Raw genomic sequence first — 15,443 nt, forward strand, 5'->3', positions numbered from 1 at the left:
GGGATCTTCATTCGCTTGTCGAATCGGTTACTGCCATGAATACTTCAACTGCCAAAGCCCACATCGACCTCGCCCAGCCACAGCGCAAAAGCCGTTTGGCCAATCCCGGCTGGTTTCTGGTCAGCCCTTCAGTGGTCCTGTTGCTGCTGTGGATGATTGTGCCGCTGGGCATGACCGTCTACTTCTCGTTGATCCGCTACAACCTGCTTTACCCCGGTGAAAACCAGTTCGTCGGGCTTGAGAACTTCACTTACTTCCTGACCGACTCCGGCTTCCTGCCCGGCGCCACCAATACGTTGTTGCTGGTCGGCAGTGTGTTGCTGATCAGCGTGGTGTTCGGTGTATTGATCAGCGCTCTGCTTGAAGCCAGCGAGTTTCTCGGTCGCGGCATCGTGCGGGTGATGCTGATTTCGCCGTTCTTCATCATGCCCACGGTCGGCGCTCTGATCTGGAAGAACCTGATCTTTCATCCGGTCTCCGGAATCCTCGCCTACCTCTGGAAGCTGTTCGGCGCGCAGCCGGTGGACTGGCTGGCGCACTACCCGCTGCTGTCGATCATCATCATTGTCTCGTGGCAATGGCTGCCCTTCGCCATCCTGATTCTGATGACCGCCATGCAGTCCCTCGACCAGGAACAAAAAGAAGCGGCGCGCCTCGACGGCGCCGGCCCCGTCGCGATCTTCTGGCACCTGACCCTGCCGCACCTCGCCCGGCCGATTGCCGTGGTGGTGATGATCGAAACGATCTTTCTGCTGTCGGTGTTCGCCGAAATCTTCACCACCACCAACGGTGGCCCTGGCTACGCCTCAACCAACCTCGCCTACCTGATCTACAACCAGGCACTGGTGCAGTTCGACGTCGGCATGGCCTCGGCGGGCGGTTTGATTGCCGTGGTCATCGCCAACATCGCCGCGATCATTCTGGTGCGGATGATCGGCAAAAACCTGACTGACAAAGCGTGAGGCCTGCCATGACCCTTCAACAATCCCGCCGGCTGCAAAGCCTGCTGCTCGGCACCTTGGCCTGGGCCATCGCGATCGTGATTTTCTTCCCGATCTTCTGGATGGTGCTGACCAGTTTCAAGAGCGAAATCGACGCCTTTGCCACGCCGCCACAGTTCATCTTCACGCCGACGCTGGAGAACTACCTGCACATCAACGAGCGCAGCGACTACTTCAGTTTCGCCTGGAACTCGGTGGTGATTTCCTTCAGCGCCACCGCCCTGTCCCTGCTGATCGCGGTGCCGGCGGCGTACTCGATGGCGTTCTACGAAACCCAGCGCACCAAAGGCACCCTGCTGTGGATGCTCTCCACCAAAATGCTGCCGCCGGTGGGCGTGCTGATGCCGATCTACCTGCTGGCCAAGAGTTTCGGCCTGCTCGACACGCGCACGGCACTGATCATCATCTACACGCTGATCAACCTGCCGATCGTGGTCTGGATGATTTACACCTACTTCAAGGACATTCCCAAAGACATCCTCGAAGCCGCCCGCCTCGACGGCGCCACGCTGTGGCAGGAAATGGTTCGCGTGCTGCTGCCGATCGCCAAGGGCGGCCTGGCCTCGACGGTGCTGCTGTCGCTGATCCTGTGCTGGAACGAGGCTTTCTGGTCGCTGAACCTGACCTCGTCAAAAGCCGCGCCACTGACCGCGCTGATCGCCTCGTATTCAAGTCCTGAAGGGTTGTTCTGGGCCAAGTTGTCGGCAGTCTCGACTCTGGCGTGTGCGCCGATCCTGATCTTCGGCTGGATCAGCCAAAAACAACTGGTGCGCGGTTTGTCGTTCGGCGCCGTGAAATGAATCTATCCAACCCAACGCAATTTCCTGTGGGAGCGGGCTTGCTCGCAAAAGCGCAGTGTCATCCCCCCTTGATACCGACTGACACGACCGCTTCGCGAACAAGCCCGCTCCCACCAAAAGCTTGCCCGGTGCAATTGAAATAACTCAAGCGGAGGCCCCCATGGCCAACCTGAAAATCAAGAATCTGCAAAAAGGCTTCGAAGGTTTTTCCATCATCAAGGGCATCGACCTGGAAGTGAACGACAAAGAGTTCGTGGTCTTCGTCGGCCCGTCTGGTTGCGGCAAATCCACCCTGCTGCGCCTGATCGCCGGCCTTGAAGAAGTCAGTGGCGGCACCATCGAACTGGATGGCCGCGACATCACCGAAGTCAGCCCGGCCAAACGCGATCTGGCGATGGTGTTCCAGACCTACGCGCTGTATCCGCACATGACGGTGAAAAAGAACATGTCGTTCGCCCTCGATCTGGCCGGCGTGCCCAAAGCCGAAGTCGAGAAAAAAGTCGGCGAAGCGGCGCGCATCCTTGAGCTGGGGCCGTTGCTGGAGCGCAAGCCGAAACAACTCTCCGGTGGTCAGCGTCAGCGCGTAGCCATTGGCCGCGCCATCGTGCGCAACCCGAAAATTTTCCTCTTCGATGAACCACTGTCCAACCTCGACGCGGCCCTGCGGGTGCAGATGCGCCTGGAACTGCTGCGCCTGCACAAAGACCTGCAAGCGACCATGATCTACGTCACCCACGATCAGGTTGAAGCCATGACCATGGCTGACAAAGTCGTGGTGCTGAATGGTGGCAAGATCGAGCAAGTGGGCTCTCCGCTGGACCTGTATCACAACCCCGCCAACCTGTTCGTCGCCGGTTTCCTCGGCACGCCGAAGATGGGTTTCCTCAAGGGCAAGATCGCCAGGGTCGATGGACAACACTGCGAAGTGACGCTGGACGCGGGGACGCGTATCACGCTGCCCTTCAACGCCGCCCATCTGAGCGTTGGCAGCGACGTCACCCTCGGCATCCGCCCCGAACACCTGGAACTGGCGCAACCGGGCGACTGCACCCTGCAAGTCACCGCTGACGTCAGCGAGCGTTTGGGCAGCGACACTTTCTGCCACGTCAAAACCAATGCCGGCGAAGCCCTGACCATGCGTGTACGCGCAGACCTGGCAAGCCGTTATGGCGAGCAACTGAACTTGTGCCTGGACGCCGCCCACTGCCACTTATTCGATGCCGAAGGTCTGGCGTTGACCCGTCCGCTACGCGCTGCGGCCTGATTGTCGAGACTATCCGATGAAACTGAACGAACAGAACCTCAACCGCCTCGCTCCTGAGGTGAAACTGCCCGCCTACAACCTCAGCGACACCCGTCAGGGCATTGCTCACATTGGCGTCGGTGGATTTCATCGCGCGCATCAGGCGTATTACACCGACGCGCTGATGAATACCGGCGAAGCGCTGGACTGGGCGATTTGCGGCGTTGGCCTGCGCGACGAAGACCGCCGCGCCCGCGATGATCTCAAGGAGCAGGATTACCTGTTCACGCTGTTCGAACTCGGCGATAGCGACGACACCGAAGTCCGCGTGATCGGTGCGATCAGCGACATGCTGTTGGCTGAGGACAGTGTTCAGGCCCTCATCGAAAAACTCGCCGATCCGCAGATCCGCATCGTCTCGCTGACCATCACCGAAGGTGGCTATTGCATCGACGACAGCAACGGTGAGTTCATGGCGCACTTACCGCAGATTCAATACGATCTGGCACACCCTCAAGCCCCGAAAACCGTCTTCGGTTTCCTCTGCGCTGCGCTGGAGAAACGCCGTGGCGCCGGCACGGCGGCGTTCACGATCATGTCCTGCGATAACCTGCCCCACAACGGCGCCGTCACCCGCAAAGCGTTGCTCACGTTCGCCACGTTGCGCGACCCCGTGCTGCGCGACTGGATCGAGCAGAACGTCAGTTTCCCCAACGCCATGGTCGACCGCATCACGCCGATGACCAGCACCGCTCATCGCCTGCAACTGGCGGACAAGCACGGCGTGGACGATGCCTGGCCAGTGGTTTGCGAGCCGTTTGTGCAGTGGGTGCTGGAAGACAAGTTCGTCAACGGCCGTCCGGCCTGGGAAAAGGTCGGTGTGCAGTTCACCGACGACGTTTCGCCGTACGAAGAAATGAAGATCAAGCTGCTCAATGGCAGCCATCTGGCGCTGACTTATCTGGGCTTTTTGAAGGGTTATCGCTTTGTCCACGAGACCATGAATGACCCTCTGTTCGTGCGGTACATGCGCGCTTACATGGATCAGGATGTCACGCCGCAACTGGCGCCGGTGCCCGGCATTGATCTGAGCGAATACAAGGACACGCTGGTGGCGCGGTTCTCCAATCAGGCGATTGCCGATCAGCTTGAACGGGTGTGTTCGGACGGGTCATCGAAGTTTCCCAAGTTCACGATTCCGACGATCAATCGATTGATTGCTGATGGCCAGGACACCAAACGCGCAGCCTTGGTCGTTGCTGCGTGGGCCCTGTATTTGAAAGGCATGGATGAGAACGGCGACACCTATTCGATTCCAGATCCGCGCGCGGCGTTTTGTCAGGGGCTGGTGGCGGACGATGCGTTGATCACCGAACGATTATTGGCAGTTGAAGAGATTTTCGGCACGGCGATACCGCGTTCGGCGGCGTTTGTCGCGGCGTTCGAGTGGTGCTGCGAGAGTTTGCGCGAAGTGGGTGTTTCGCGGACATTGGAGCGGATGCTGGCCTGAATCAAGCGGTGAGACGTCTGACGCCTTCGCGAGCAAGCCCGCGCCCACAGCGGGAACACCTGTCAACATGTGGCAGTGGACTTGCTCGCGAATGGCTTCCTCGCTCTGGCCAATCTGACACCCTGAGGATATTTCTGTGACAACCCGACAATGCTTCCTCGGCATCGACTGCGGCACCCAAGGCACCAAAGCGATCATCCTTGATACCACCAGCGGCCAAGTCCTCGGCCAGGGCGCCGCCGCACACACGATGATCAGCGGCGCCAACGGTCGCCGCGAACAAGACACGCAGCAATGGCTGGAAGCCTTCGCCCTCGCCACCCGCCGCGCACTCTTGGCGGCGAAGGTCGACGGTCAGTCGATTCTCGGCATTGGCGTGTCAGGCCAGCAACACGGTTTGGTATTGCTCGACGATCAAGGCGACGTGTTGCGCCCGGCCAAACTCTGGTGCGACACCGAAAGCAGCGCCGAAAACGCTCGACTGCTCACCCATCTGGGCGGCGAAAAAGGCTCACTGGAACGCCTCGGCGTAGTCATCGCGCCGGGCTATACCGTGTCGAAACTGCTCTGGACCAAAGAACAGCACCCGGCGGTATTTGCGCGAATATCGCGAATTCTGCTCCCCCACGACTACCTCAATTACTGGCTTACCGGCCGTGCGTGCAGCGAATACGGCGACGCGTCGGGCACCGGTTATTTCAACGTACGCACCCGTCAGTGGGACTTGCAACTGCTGCGCGACATCGACGCCAGCGGACGCCTGCAAGCAGCGCTACCTGAGTTGATCGACGCACACGAAGCGGTGGGGACCCTCCTCCCAGGCATCGCCGAACAACTGGGCCTGAACCCCAACGCACTGATCTCCAGCGGCGGCGGTGACAACATGATGGGCGCCATCGGCACCGCCAACATTCAGCCCGGCGCGATCACCATGAGCCTGGGCTCCTCCGGTACGGTGTATGCCTATGCCGACGTGCCGAAAGTCAGTCCGGATGCCTCGGTCGCCACCTTCTGTTCCTCCAGCGGTGGCTGGTTGCCGCTGATCTGCACCATGAACCTGACCAACGCCACCGGCGCCATCCGTGAGTTGTTCGACCTCGATCTCGATCAGTTCAACGAGCTCGTCGCGCAAACGCCCATCGGCGCCGAGGGCGTGAGCATGCTGCCGTTCCTCAACGGCGAACGCGTCCCCGCCCTGCCCCATGCCACCGGCAGCCTGCACGGCTTGACGCTGGATAACCTCACCCAAGCCAATCTGTGCCGCGCTGCCGTCGAAGGCACCACGTTCGGCCTGCGCTATGGACTGGATTTGCTCCGGCACAATGGTTTACAAAGCCGCAGCATTTGCCTGATCGGCGGTGGCTCGAAAAGCGCCGTGTGGCGGCAGATCGTCGCCGACATCATGGACACCCCGGTGATCTGCACCGAACAAAGCGAAGCCGCTGCCCTTGGCGCGGCGATTCAAGCGGCATGGTGCAAATCATGGTCGAACGGCCACGAAGACACACTTGCCGACCTGTGCGAGCGCTGCGTGAAGCTTGACCTGAGCAGTGAAACCCTGCCGATTGCCGCCAACGTTGCAGCGTTCCAGCAGGCCTATGAACGCTATCAACAACATGTCGCAATCCTATAAAGAGCTAACAATTATGTATTTGGTGTGTGGCGAAGCCCTGTTTGATTTCTTCAGCGAAAACGATGCCAGCGGTCTGGCCTCGAAAGTGAATTTCAAGGCGATTGCCGGCGGCTCGCCGTTCAACGTCGCCGTCGGCTTGCGCCGCTTGGGCGTGGATTCGGCCTTGTTTGGCGGACTGTCCACCGACTACCTCGGCCGCCGCTTGCAGCAAGTGCTGCAGGAGGAAGGTGTGCGACCGGACTATCTGGTGGACTTCGCCGCGCCGACCACCCTGGCGATGGTCGCCGTCGGGGCCAATGGCTCGCCGCATTACAGCTTTCGCGGTGAAGGCTGCGCGGATCGGCAACTGAGCCTGACGCACCTGCCGACGCTGGGCCCCGAGGTGCGCGGCCTGCATGTCGGTTCGTTCTCACTGGTGGTGCAGCCGATTGCCGACACCCTGCTCGCCCTGGTCCAGCGCGAAAGCGGCAAACGCCTGATCACGCTCGACCCCAACGTGCGCCTCAATCCCGAGCCGAATATCGATCTGTGGCGCGCACGCATCGCCACACTGGTGCAACTGGCGGATCTGATCAAAGTCAGCGATGAAGACTTGAGCCTGCTGTACCCCGAGCAGGACCCGCAGCGCGTCATCGAAGGCTGGCTGGAGCATCGCTGCCAGGTGGTATTCCTGACCCGGGGCGGTGACGGCGCGACGGCCTTCAGCCGCGTCCATGGTGCATGGTCGGTGCCGGCCAGTTCGGTAAAGATCGCCGATACCGTTGGCGCTGGCGATACCTTCCAGGCCGCGCTGATCACTTGGTTGACCGAACAAGGCCTGGATTCGGTGGAGGGTGTGCAGCAACTCGCACGCGAGCAAATCGACGCGATGCTCAAGTTTGCCGTGCAAGCGGCGGCGCTGACGTGCAGCAAGACCGGTCCGGATTTGCCCTATCGTCACCAATTGAGCTGAGCGCGTAGACTGTCGCCCTTTTTACGCGCAAGACGGGATAAAGGCTTTTGAATTCAGGGCAGACGATTGGACTACTGATACTCGCGGCGCTATTGACGGGTTGCGGCACCTCGCCGCCCCGTTCGCCAGAAAACATCTGCGAGATCTTCCGCGAGAAAAGTGATTGGTACGACGCAGCGCAAGTCACGCAAAAACGCTGGGGCGTGCCGATCCAGGTGCCCTTCGCCATCATGTATCAGGAATCCGGCTACCGCTACGACGCCAAGACCCCGCGCAAATACCTGCTCTGGGTAATCCCGTGGGGCCGGGTATCGACCGCCTCGGGCTACGCCCAGGCCAAGGATGAAGTCTGGTCCGACTACCAGAAAAGCACCGGCCGCAACTGGGCCGACCGTGAGGACTTTGATGACGCTATCGATTTTGTCGGCTGGTACATGGACAAGACCACGTCGATCAACGGCGTCTACAAATACGACGCCTACGGCCAGTACCTCAACTACCACGGAGGCTGGGGTGGCTATCGGCAGAAAACCTATGCCAGCAAGGCGTGGTTGATGGCCACGGCGGGCAAGGTGCAAAGTCGTTCGAATGTGTATGCCCAGCAATATGCCGGCTGCAAGGAGGACTTGAATCGCGGGTTCTGGAGCCGATTCTGGCATTGGCTGTAACAACGCCTTCGCGAGCAAGCCCGCTCCCACAAGCATCTCTGTTTATGAACACCCGAGAAACCTGTGAGAGCGGGCTTGCTCACGAAAACGCCGGATCAAACACTACAAATCTGAGGTTCACAACACCCAAAAGTTGTAACTCACCATCAACCGGGTCTCATCCACATCCCAGGCAAACTTCTCGTATCGGGTGCGGTAAGTCGTTGACCTGCACACAGTTGACCAGATACGGGTTGCTGCCATCGAAGTAAGGCATCGAGTTGTCGCCGTTCATGCGCGGCCAACCGCCACTGAGCGTGTGGCCGTCGATGGAACCGGCTCTTTCGGCGCCGCTGTCGGCACTTTTGATCAGACGTACATCGGCCTTTAATACACGCGCGGTGTACTTGTGCAGTCGCGCCACCATGAGGGTCAGATCTTTCACTTCGTTGGACGTCAGCATTGCACCGTTGAACATGGTTGATGGCCGATGGCTTTGACGTGCTACAGGCAACTCTAGTCTGAAACTGACTAGTAATTCTCATGCGCCCGGTCAGTTGAATACGCGTAACCGTCGCGGGTATATCGGCTAAAACGCCCGATTTCATTAGGCCAAATGGCCCAACTAAGGGTTTCCCCCATACGCTGCCAAGCCCCTCACTACGGCATTTGCGCCTTGAACGAGTCAGCCTAATCCGACATCATCCGTCACCTGCTTATTCAACGGACGGAACTCTAGGCATGCTGGACGCCAACGCAACCCACATCACCCTCACGCTCGAAGGCGCCAACGCCGACCTGCAAGTCCTCAGCTTCACCGGTCGCGAAGCCCTCAACGAACCGTTCCGTTTTGACCTCGAACTGGTCAGCGCCCGCCCCGATCTGAAGCTCGAAGAGCTGCTGCACAAGCCCGGTGTGCTGACCTTTGGCGCCACCGGCGAAGGCAAGATTCATGGCCTGGTGTATCGCATCGAGCAAGGCGATTCCGGCAAGACCCTGACCCGATACAGCATCAGCCTGGTGCCGCAACTGGCGTACCTGCGGCACAACCATGATCAGCAAATTTTCCAGCAACTGACCGTGCCGAAGATCATCGCTCAGGTGCTGGAAGATCGCGGCATTCTCGCCGACGCCTACAGTTTCCAGCTCGGCGCCGAGTACCCCGAGCGCGACTACTGCGTGCAGTACGACGAATCAGACCTGCACTTCATCCAGCGCCTGTGCGAAGAGGAAGGCATTCACTTCCACTTCCAGCACAGCAGTAGCGGCCACAAACTGGTGTTCGGCGACGACCAAACGGTGTTTCGCAAACTTAAAGCCGTGAGCTACCAGCAAGACTCCGGCATGAGCGCTGACAAACCGGTGATCAAGCGCTTCAACCTGCGCCTGGAAACCCGCACCACTCGCGTCAGCCGCCGCGACTACGACTTCGAAAAGCCGCAGATCCTCCCTGAAGGCACGGCAACGAGCCCCTTCGCCCCGGACCTCGAAGACTACGATTACCCCGGCCGCTTCACCACCCGCGAGCGCGGCAAGCTCCTCTCGACCCGCGCACTGGAACGCCATCGCAGCGACTTCAAACTCGCCGAAGGCAAAGGTGACGAACCAACCCTCACCAGCGGCCATTTCCTCACCCTCGCCGAACACCCGCGCGCCGAGTGGAACGATATGTGGTTGCTGCTGGAAGTCTTCCACGAAGGCAAGCAACCGCAAGTGCTCGGCGAAAACGTCACCAGCGACGTCACCGACAACAAAAGCGATTTCCACCAGGGCTACCGCAACAGCTTCCTCGCCACCCCGTGGGACGCGCACTACCGCCCTGCCCTCGAACACCCGAAACCAAAAGTCCTCGGCAGCCAGACCGCCATCGTCACCGGTCCCGCCGGCGAAGAAATCCACTGCGATCAATACGGCCGCATCAAGGTCCAGTTCCACTGGGACCGCGACGGCCAGGGCGACGACAAAACCACCTGCTGGATGCGCGTCGCCAGCGGCTGGGCCGGCAGCGCCTACGGCGGCCTCGCCATCCCGCGCATCGGCATGGAAGTCCTCGTCACCTTCCTCGAAGGCGACCCCGACCAGCCACTCGTCACCGGTTGCCTGTACCACAAAGAAAACGTCGTCCCCTACGACCTGCCGGCCAACAAGACCCGCAGCACCTTCAAAACCCTCAGCTCCCCGGGCGGCAAGGGCTACAACGAATTCCGCATCGAAGACAAAAAAGGCATCGAACAGATCTACATCCACGCCCAGCGCGACTGGGACGAAAACATCGAGCACGACCAGAAGATCCGCGTCGGCAACGAGCGGCACGACACGGTTGAAGCCAACACACTGAGCGAGTTCAAGGTTGAAGAGCACCGGATCACCCATCTGGATCGCGTCAGTGAAATGCGTGCGGATGACCACCTGACGGTTGGCGTGACCCAACATGTGAAAGTGGGTACGGCGCAGTTTGTCGAGGCCGGGACGGAGATTCACTACCACGCTGGCGAGAAGGTTGTGGTTGAGGGGGGAATGGAGCTCACGGCCAAGGCTGGTGGGAGTTTTGTGAAGGTTGATGCGGGTGGTGTGACGATTAGTGGGGCTGAGGTGAAGGCTAATACTGGCGGCGCGCCGGGGGTTGGGACCGGGATCGGGATTTTGATTCCGTTGATTCCCGGGTTGGCGGCAACGGACATTGCCGGCAGGTTGATGAAAACGGCCAAGGCCAATCCGACCTAGCTGGAACTGAACCTGCATTACGGCAACCTTGAACCCGTGCCCGGCGCCTCATATCGCGTTGATTTTGCGGACGGCTCGACACATGAAGGCGTGCTGGATGACAACGGATTCGCCCGGTTGGAGGACGTGCCAAAAGGTCCGACCAAAGTCTATTACGGCGAAGATCCGCGGCCGTTCAGCCGCGAAAGTGTCGCAGTGGTGCAAAACTCGGACGAGAAAGTTAACGACGATTTACGCAAGCTCGGCCTGGACCCAAACAAGGTTGATTTACAAGCATTAGTGGAGCAAGCCGCAGGGAGGCTGACATAAGTGAGGCAGTAGTTGAGAGCCCAAACGAGGACGGCGAAGACCGTAGCGCCGCCTATCAAGAAGCCGCCGTTGAGCTGGCAAAAGGAATCGCGCTGGGTGCAGTGGCGTTCCTGGGGCAAGCCATCGATGCCTATGACACCATTGAATCCTCTATCGTCCTCTACAACGCAGAGTCGACTGATGGCAAGGAAGACGCACAGTTCGACCTGCTGATGGCCGTCATCGGCTGGATTCCGGGCCCGGGCGACGGCCTTAAAAAAAGCCTGCGAATCGTCAAAGTAACCGCCAGCACCGTGACCAAACAGTGGGAGGCGGCCGTGTACAGGCTTGGTCAACCGAGAACAATCAAACTCAGCTCGCCCGAAGGCGTCCTGCACACAGCCGCCACAGCAATGCACTGCGCGAACAACGATGTTCGCGCCGCAAATGATGGCACATATGCAATTGATTATTCTCAGGTGACCAAACCCGAATCGCTGATTTTGCAGCGACGCCAAACCATAACCGCCCCGCTCCAGCAGCCGAAAGCAGACAAGGCATCTGCGCTTGTAGGAATACGCACTGCATCTCGAAGAAATCGCCCCGCTCTCTGACAGCCGGTTTTTAACTCGGTTAACCATCGCTTAACGTTGCGGTCAAAAACTCTACTGAACCGCACGCCCTCAGCGCTTTTGGCTGACGCCCAGTGCGGCAGGTTTGGCGCGCAACATGCCGAACTCTCTTCGCGCCGTACGGGAGTCCTTTCATGAACATTCGTCACCTCATGCTCACCACCTCCCTTGCCTGCACCGCGTTCGCAGGGCTGGCACAAGCCAATGACACATCGTCTATGCAAAATGCCGTGCCTTATGAGTACGGCATGCCGCTACATGTAGCGCAGGTGGTGTCCTTGACTGAGCCGCCAACCATGGATTGCAAGGTCATCACGGCCCACATGAAGTACATCGACAACAACGGCAACGCTGAGCAAATCAGTTATCGAAAATTGTCAGATGCGTGCAGTTATCAAAACTGACGGAAAGCTCTGATTTGCGGGTTTGCGGTAGGCGCGAAGTGTTTTGTGCGGTTATGCTCGGTGCTTTCTTCACTGCCGCAAGGATTCGCCATGCAGTTGTCATTTCGCGCGTTGTCAGGCATCACCTCTTCTTTGTGTGTTCTGCTGGCGCTGGTTTGGGGCTTTTTGCCGGACGTGCTGTTGGCGATCTGGAGTATTGAGTATTCGACGGCGGCAGGATTTGTCGCACGGCGCAGCGCGGTGCTGTTTGCAGCGTTGGGCGTGATGTTTTATCTGGTGCGCAAAGCGCCGGTGTCACTCGCGCGTAATGCCCTGAGCAACGGTTTTATCGTTGGGTGTTTTGGTCTGGCGGTGCTGGGTTTTGCTGAATGGTTGAACGGCCACGCCGGCCCCGTGATTCTGCTCGCGGTGCTAGTCGAGTTCGCGCTGGGCCTTGGGTTTGTGCAGGCCCGGCGCGTGACCGTCGAACAGGGTGAAACAGTGCGTTAAACGGCTTTTGATCGAGGACTGTAATGATGTGGCGTCGCTTGTTGCGCCAGATCCGAGCGCAGTCCGGCGATCAGGTCGTTGATTGCGCGAGAGCCATTGAGGTGGCTGGCATCAATGCCGCTGACGAGCAGGTCGACCTGATCGGTCTGGTGATCGCCGAAGACCTTGACGGTCATCGACAGCTCCGGCGACAGCGTGCATTGGCAACGTTTCGGCAGAAAGCTGCTTTCAATGATATTGCGAAGTTCCAAAGCAGACAGAAACATGGTGAAACTCTCCTTGATAATGAAACGGCCAATCAACGCTTCACGTTGACCGTTTTTACTGCCCCTGCACGGGTGGATCCCCGCTATTTCCCTGGGTGCGGCAAACGGTTGTACGGCGAAATGCCTCTTGGAGTGTAGGCGCCCGAACCCGGTGCGCTCCACCAAACAGACGCATAAAGCGTGCCTTTCATCGGATCGTTTTGACCCTATAAAAATCAAGCACTTGGCGACGAGGCCAGTATTTGGCCAGTTGCAAAATGCAAGAAAAGGCCTTCCAGGCCCTGCAAATTGCAACTCGGCGTCGGTTTGCATTCGACCCGCGTGAGGGTAAGAATGCCGCTCAACCACACTACACCCGCAAGGAGGCTCCCATGGTTTCTTTCCGCGCCTGCGCGACCACCGGCCTGATCATCGCCACCCTGTCCACGTTTGCTCACGCCGCCAAACTGGAAGATGTGGCGCCATATCCCAAGGCGGAAGCCGGTTTCACTCGTCAGGTCATTCATCTGCCCAAGCAGGATCAGGAAGAGAACTTTCAGGTCGAGATCCTCGCGGGTAAAACCCTTGAAGTGGATTGCAATCGCCAACACTTGGGCGGCGTGCTTGCCGAGAAAAACCTCGAAGGCTGGGGCTACCCGTTCTATCGACTGGAAAGGGTAAGCGGTCCGATGAGCACGATGATGGCCTGCCCTGCCGGGATCCCGAAGAAACGCGCGTTCGTGCCCGTCGTCGGTGACGGCTTCTTGCTGCGTTACAACAGTAAACTGCCGGTCGTGGTTTATGCGCCCTCGGACGTGGAAGTGCGCTATCGCATCTGGTCGGCTTCGGACAAAGTCGGCACTGCCATTCAGGAATGACCTGAGCAAGGAGCGACATTTGTGATTACCTGCCACGTCAGATACGTGATCGATCCTTACCAATTGACGGAGTTCGAGGCCTACGCAAAGGCTTGGCTCGGCATTGTCGAGCGACTAGGCGGCACCCATCACGGCTACTTCCTGCCGTCAGAGGGTGCGAGCAATATCGCTTACTGCCTGTTCAGTTTTCCGTCGTTGGCGGATTACGAAAGCTACCGGCATATCGCCCTGACCGATCCGCAAAGCAGCGCGCTGGTGCAATCACTGCTCGAGAAGAAGTTCATCGTCAGCTACGAGCGCAGCTTTCTGCGCCCATTGTTGGCTTGAGCGCTTACGCTGGAACGCCGCATGCAGCGGCGCGCTCAGCGACGTGGCGCAGGCTGTCGAAGTTGATGTTGGCACCTGAGTCGATCGCCACGAAAGTCTGATCCCGCACACCGCTTCGCGCCACGTACTGTTTGATCCCGGCCACCGCCAATGCGCCGGAAGGTTCGGTGATCGAGCGGGTATCGTCGTAGATATTCTTGATTGCCGCACAGAGGTCGTCGTTGCTGACCGTGAGCACCTCATCTACGCAAAAGCGGCACACCTCAAACCCATACTCACCGATCTGCGCCACGGCCACGCCGTCGGCGAAAGTGCCGACATTGGGCAATACCACCCGCTCTCCGGCGTGCATGGCCGCTTTCAGGCACGCTGAATGTTCGGACTCGACGCCGATAATGCGCACTTCAGGGCGCAGGTATTTGACGTAGGCGGCGATCCCGGCGATCAAACCACCACCGCCAACCGGGATGAAGATCGCGTCCAGCGTGCCTTGATGCTGACGGAGGATCTCCATCGCTACAGTGCCTTGCCCGGCAATCACCTCCGGATCGTCGAAGGGCGAAACAAAGGTGCGCCCGGTCTGCTCGGCCAGTTGCAGCGCATGGGCCAGGGCAAACGGGAAGCTTTCGCCATGCAGCAGCGCATCGGCGCCGCGACTTCGCACACCCAGCACTTTCAACTCCGGCGTTGTCGACGGCATGACGATGGTTGCAGCGATCCCTAACTCCCGCGCCGCCAGCGCCACGCCTTGAGCATGATTGCCGGCCGATGCGGTGATCACTCCGCGTGCCTTCTGCTCGTCGCTCAACTGCACGAGTTTGTTGTAGGCACCGCGGATCTTGAAGGAGAACGTCGGTTGCAGGTCTTCACGCTTGAGCAGGATGCGGTTGCCCAGTGCTTCAGACAACGCTGGCGCAGCCTGCAACGGCGTGCGTATGGCAATGTCGTAGACCGGCGCGGAAAGGATCTTTTTCACGTATTGCTCAAGCAAGGCTTGCTGGTCGGGGCTGTGCGGCATGGTCGTCTCCTGACGCTTTGATCAGAACCCCGGAGACAGAAAATGAAAACCCGCCTCTAGGGCGGGTTGGGTGCTGCAGTCGTGAGCTAGCCCGCCAAATGAGGAATGGCGGTAATAATGCTTGGCTGGCAGCGCAATACGGTGGAAGTCATGGGCCGAAATTAGCCCGGGCGTTGCTCGCAAGTCAATGGCCAATTTTGCGTGGCAACGCTAGGCTGGCGATTGCCCTCATCACTTCAAGGAACGAACGCATGATGTCTATCGCTTTGCCCCTCACCGCTTTGCTCGCGTTTACCGGTTATACGGTTTCGGTAATGCTTCAGGCTGAACAGTCGCTGATCAACTTCGGGATCAGCCTGATGTCGCACCCGGATACCGCGCAGGTGGTGATTGATTTGTATGTGCTGGCGACACTGGCCGGCGTTTGGATGATCAAGGATGCCAAGGCCCGTGGGCAGTCAGGTTGGTCGGTGGTGCCTTACTTGCTGTTGACGGCGGTTTTCGTGTCGGTTGGGCCTTTGTTGTATCTGGTGGTTCGTGGGGTTCGGCAGCGGAAGAAAATTGTCGAGGCGGCTCAACTGAGCTGAACCGGATTTGGTGTTGATGCTCAACCAGCGTTTGCGGGCAATTCACAAAGGTTTCAGCGTCAATC

At 59.1% G+C, this 15,443-nt stretch carries 16 protein-coding genes and 2 pseudogenes; 15 read left to right on the top strand and 3 right to left on the bottom strand.

All coding sequences use genetic code 11. From position 1 onward, the window contains the following. Window positions 1-35 precede the first annotated feature (35 nt). The 7 genes from ACIOU6_RS00420 (at window position 36) to ACIOU6_RS00450 (ending at window position 7,807) form a co-directional block, all read left to right on the top strand. Window positions 36-962, top strand: a complete 927-nt coding sequence (locus tag ACIOU6_RS00420; protein ID WP_221729795.1) for a carbohydrate ABC transporter permease — start codon at window positions 36-38, stop codon at window positions 960-962. An 8-nt stretch (window positions 963-970) separates the two neighbouring features. Further along, window positions 971-1,801, top strand: coding sequence for a carbohydrate ABC transporter permease (locus ACIOU6_RS00425; protein ID WP_221729794.1), 831 nt, complete (start codon window positions 971-973; stop codon window positions 1,799-1,801). 160 nt (window positions 1,802-1,961) lie between these two features. Then, window positions 1,962-3,065 (top strand): ABC transporter ATP-binding protein, encoded by a 1,104-nt coding sequence (locus ACIOU6_RS00430; RefSeq protein WP_221729793.1) that lies wholly within the window; start codon window positions 1,962-1,964, stop codon window positions 3,063-3,065. A gap of 16 nt (window positions 3,066-3,081) precedes the next feature. Then, window positions 3,082-4,554 carry a mannitol dehydrogenase family protein gene (locus ACIOU6_RS00435; RefSeq protein ID WP_221729792.1) on the top strand — a complete coding sequence of 491 codons (1,473 nt, stop codon included), beginning with the start codon at window positions 3,082-3,084 and terminating at the stop codon, window positions 4,552-4,554. A 136-nt stretch (window positions 4,555-4,690) separates the two neighbouring features. Further along, window positions 4,691-6,187 (top strand): xylulokinase, encoded by a 1,497-nt coding sequence (xylB, locus tag ACIOU6_RS00440; protein WP_401132892.1) that lies wholly within the window; start codon window positions 4,691-4,693, stop codon window positions 6,185-6,187. A gap of 13 nt (window positions 6,188-6,200) precedes the next feature. Beyond that, the gene (locus tag ACIOU6_RS00445) at window positions 6,201-7,139 is read left to right on the top strand and encodes a carbohydrate kinase (protein ID WP_221729790.1); all 939 of its coding nucleotides are present in this window, start codon (window positions 6,201-6,203) and stop codon (window positions 7,137-7,139) included. A 47-nt stretch (window positions 7,140-7,186) separates the two neighbouring features. After that, window positions 7,187-7,807 (top strand): hypothetical protein, encoded by a 621-nt coding sequence (locus tag ACIOU6_RS00450; RefSeq protein WP_401132895.1) that lies wholly within the window; start codon window positions 7,187-7,189, stop codon window positions 7,805-7,807. Between the two features lie 117 nt (window positions 7,808-7,924). On the opposite strand, the pseudogene ACIOU6_RS00455 reads toward ACIOU6_RS00450, so the two are convergent. Next, window positions 7,925-8,267, bottom strand: a pseudogene (locus tag ACIOU6_RS00455) (hypothetical protein); the annotation flags it as partial. Between the two features lie 260 nt (window positions 8,268-8,527). Here ACIOU6_RS00455 and ACIOU6_RS00460 point away from each other — a divergent pair. The 5 genes from ACIOU6_RS00460 (at window position 8,528) to ACIOU6_RS00480 (ending at window position 12,323) form a co-directional block, all read left to right on the top strand. Next, the gene (locus ACIOU6_RS00460) at window positions 8,528-10,510 is read left to right on the top strand and encodes a type VI secretion system tip protein VgrG (protein WP_401132898.1); all 1,983 of its coding nucleotides are present in this window, start codon (window positions 8,528-8,530) and stop codon (window positions 10,508-10,510) included. Window positions 10,511-10,546: 36 nt separating this feature from the next. Next, window positions 10,547-10,819: a hypothetical protein gene (locus ACIOU6_RS00465; protein ID WP_221729787.1), complete on the top strand. Its 273-nt coding sequence runs from the start codon at window positions 10,547-10,549 to the stop codon at window positions 10,817-10,819. A gap of 101 nt (window positions 10,820-10,920) precedes the next feature. After that, window positions 10,921-11,412: a hypothetical protein gene (locus tag ACIOU6_RS00470; protein ID WP_401132901.1), complete on the top strand. Its 492-nt coding sequence runs from the start codon at window positions 10,921-10,923 to the stop codon at window positions 11,410-11,412. Window positions 11,413-11,564: 152 nt separating this feature from the next. After that, the gene (locus ACIOU6_RS00475) at window positions 11,565-11,834 is read left to right on the top strand and encodes a DUF2790 domain-containing protein (RefSeq protein ID WP_401132904.1); all 270 of its coding nucleotides are present in this window, start codon (window positions 11,565-11,567) and stop codon (window positions 11,832-11,834) included. A gap of 90 nt (window positions 11,835-11,924) precedes the next feature. Continuing rightward, window positions 11,925-12,323, top strand: a complete 399-nt coding sequence (locus tag ACIOU6_RS00480; protein WP_221729785.1) for a hypothetical protein — start codon at window positions 11,925-11,927, stop codon at window positions 12,321-12,323. On the opposite strand, the gene ACIOU6_RS00485 is transcribed toward ACIOU6_RS00480, so the two are convergent. Further along, window positions 12,320-12,589, bottom strand: a complete 270-nt coding sequence (locus ACIOU6_RS00485) for a DUF1652 domain-containing protein (protein ID WP_221729859.1) — start codon at window positions 12,587-12,589, stop codon at window positions 12,320-12,322. The two genes, ACIOU6_RS00480 and ACIOU6_RS00485, sit on opposite strands and share 4 nt — an antisense overlap. A 371-nt stretch (window positions 12,590-12,960) precedes the next feature. Between ACIOU6_RS00485 and eco the strand changes: the two genes are divergently transcribed. Next, window positions 12,961-13,446 carry a serine protease inhibitor ecotin gene (eco, locus tag ACIOU6_RS00490; protein ID WP_401132906.1) on the top strand — a complete coding sequence of 162 codons (486 nt, stop codon included), beginning with the start codon at window positions 12,961-12,963 and terminating at the stop codon, window positions 13,444-13,446. 21 nt (window positions 13,447-13,467) lie between these two features. Then, complete coding sequence (locus tag ACIOU6_RS00495) at window positions 13,468-13,773, top strand: NIPSNAP family protein (RefSeq protein WP_401132909.1); 306 nt, start codon at window positions 13,468-13,470, stop codon at window positions 13,771-13,773. A 28-nt stretch (window positions 13,774-13,801) separates the two neighbouring features. On the opposite strand, the pseudogene ilvA reads toward ACIOU6_RS00495, so the two are convergent. Beyond that, window positions 13,802-14,791 (bottom strand): annotated as a pseudogene (ilvA, locus tag ACIOU6_RS00500) (threonine ammonia-lyase, biosynthetic); the annotation flags it as partial. 251 nt (window positions 14,792-15,042) lie between these two features. On the opposite strand from ilvA, the gene ACIOU6_RS00505 reads away from it, so the two are divergent. Continuing rightward, entirely contained in the window at window positions 15,043-15,378 is a 336-nt protein-coding gene (locus ACIOU6_RS00505; protein WP_221729781.1) for a DUF2834 domain-containing protein, read from the top strand. Window positions 15,379-15,443 lie beyond the last annotated feature (65 nt).

Origin of the sequence: Pseudomonas sp. NPDC087615, from assembly GCF_044743445.1 — a bacterium.
Lineage (GTDB): Bacteria > Pseudomonadota > Gammaproteobacteria > Pseudomonadales > Pseudomonadaceae > Aquipseudomonas > Aquipseudomonas baetica_A.

Coding starts and splice junctions, on each gene's coding strand:
- ACIOU6_RS00505 (WP_221729781.1), top strand. CDS start 15,043: ATGATGTCTATCGCTTTGCCCCTCACCGCTTTGCTCGCGTTTACCGGT.
- ACIOU6_RS00435 (WP_221729792.1), top strand. CDS start 3,082: ATGAAACTGAACGAACAGAACCTCAACCGCCTCGCTCCTGAGGTGAAA.
- ACIOU6_RS00430 (WP_221729793.1), top strand. CDS start 1,962: ATGGCCAACCTGAAAATCAAGAATCTGCAAAAAGGCTTCGAAGGTTTT.
- ACIOU6_RS00475 (WP_401132904.1), top strand. CDS start 11,565: ATGAACATTCGTCACCTCATGCTCACCACCTCCCTTGCCTGCACCGCG.
- ACIOU6_RS00445 (WP_221729790.1), top strand. CDS start 6,201: ATGTATTTGGTGTGTGGCGAAGCCCTGTTTGATTTCTTCAGCGAAAAC.
- ACIOU6_RS00485 (WP_221729859.1), bottom strand. CDS start 12,589: ATGTTTCTGTCTGCTTTGGAACTTCGCAATATCATTGAAAGCAGCTTT.
- ACIOU6_RS00460 (WP_401132898.1), top strand. CDS start 8,528: ATGCTGGACGCCAACGCAACCCACATCACCCTCACGCTCGAAGGCGCC.
- ACIOU6_RS00480 (WP_221729785.1), top strand. CDS start 11,925: ATGCAGTTGTCATTTCGCGCGTTGTCAGGCATCACCTCTTCTTTGTGT.
- ACIOU6_RS00420 (WP_221729795.1), top strand. CDS start 36: ATGAATACTTCAACTGCCAAAGCCCACATCGACCTCGCCCAGCCACAG.
- ACIOU6_RS00425 (WP_221729794.1), top strand. CDS start 971: ATGACCCTTCAACAATCCCGCCGGCTGCAAAGCCTGCTGCTCGGCACC.
- eco (WP_401132906.1), top strand. CDS start 12,961: ATGGTTTCTTTCCGCGCCTGCGCGACCACCGGCCTGATCATCGCCACC.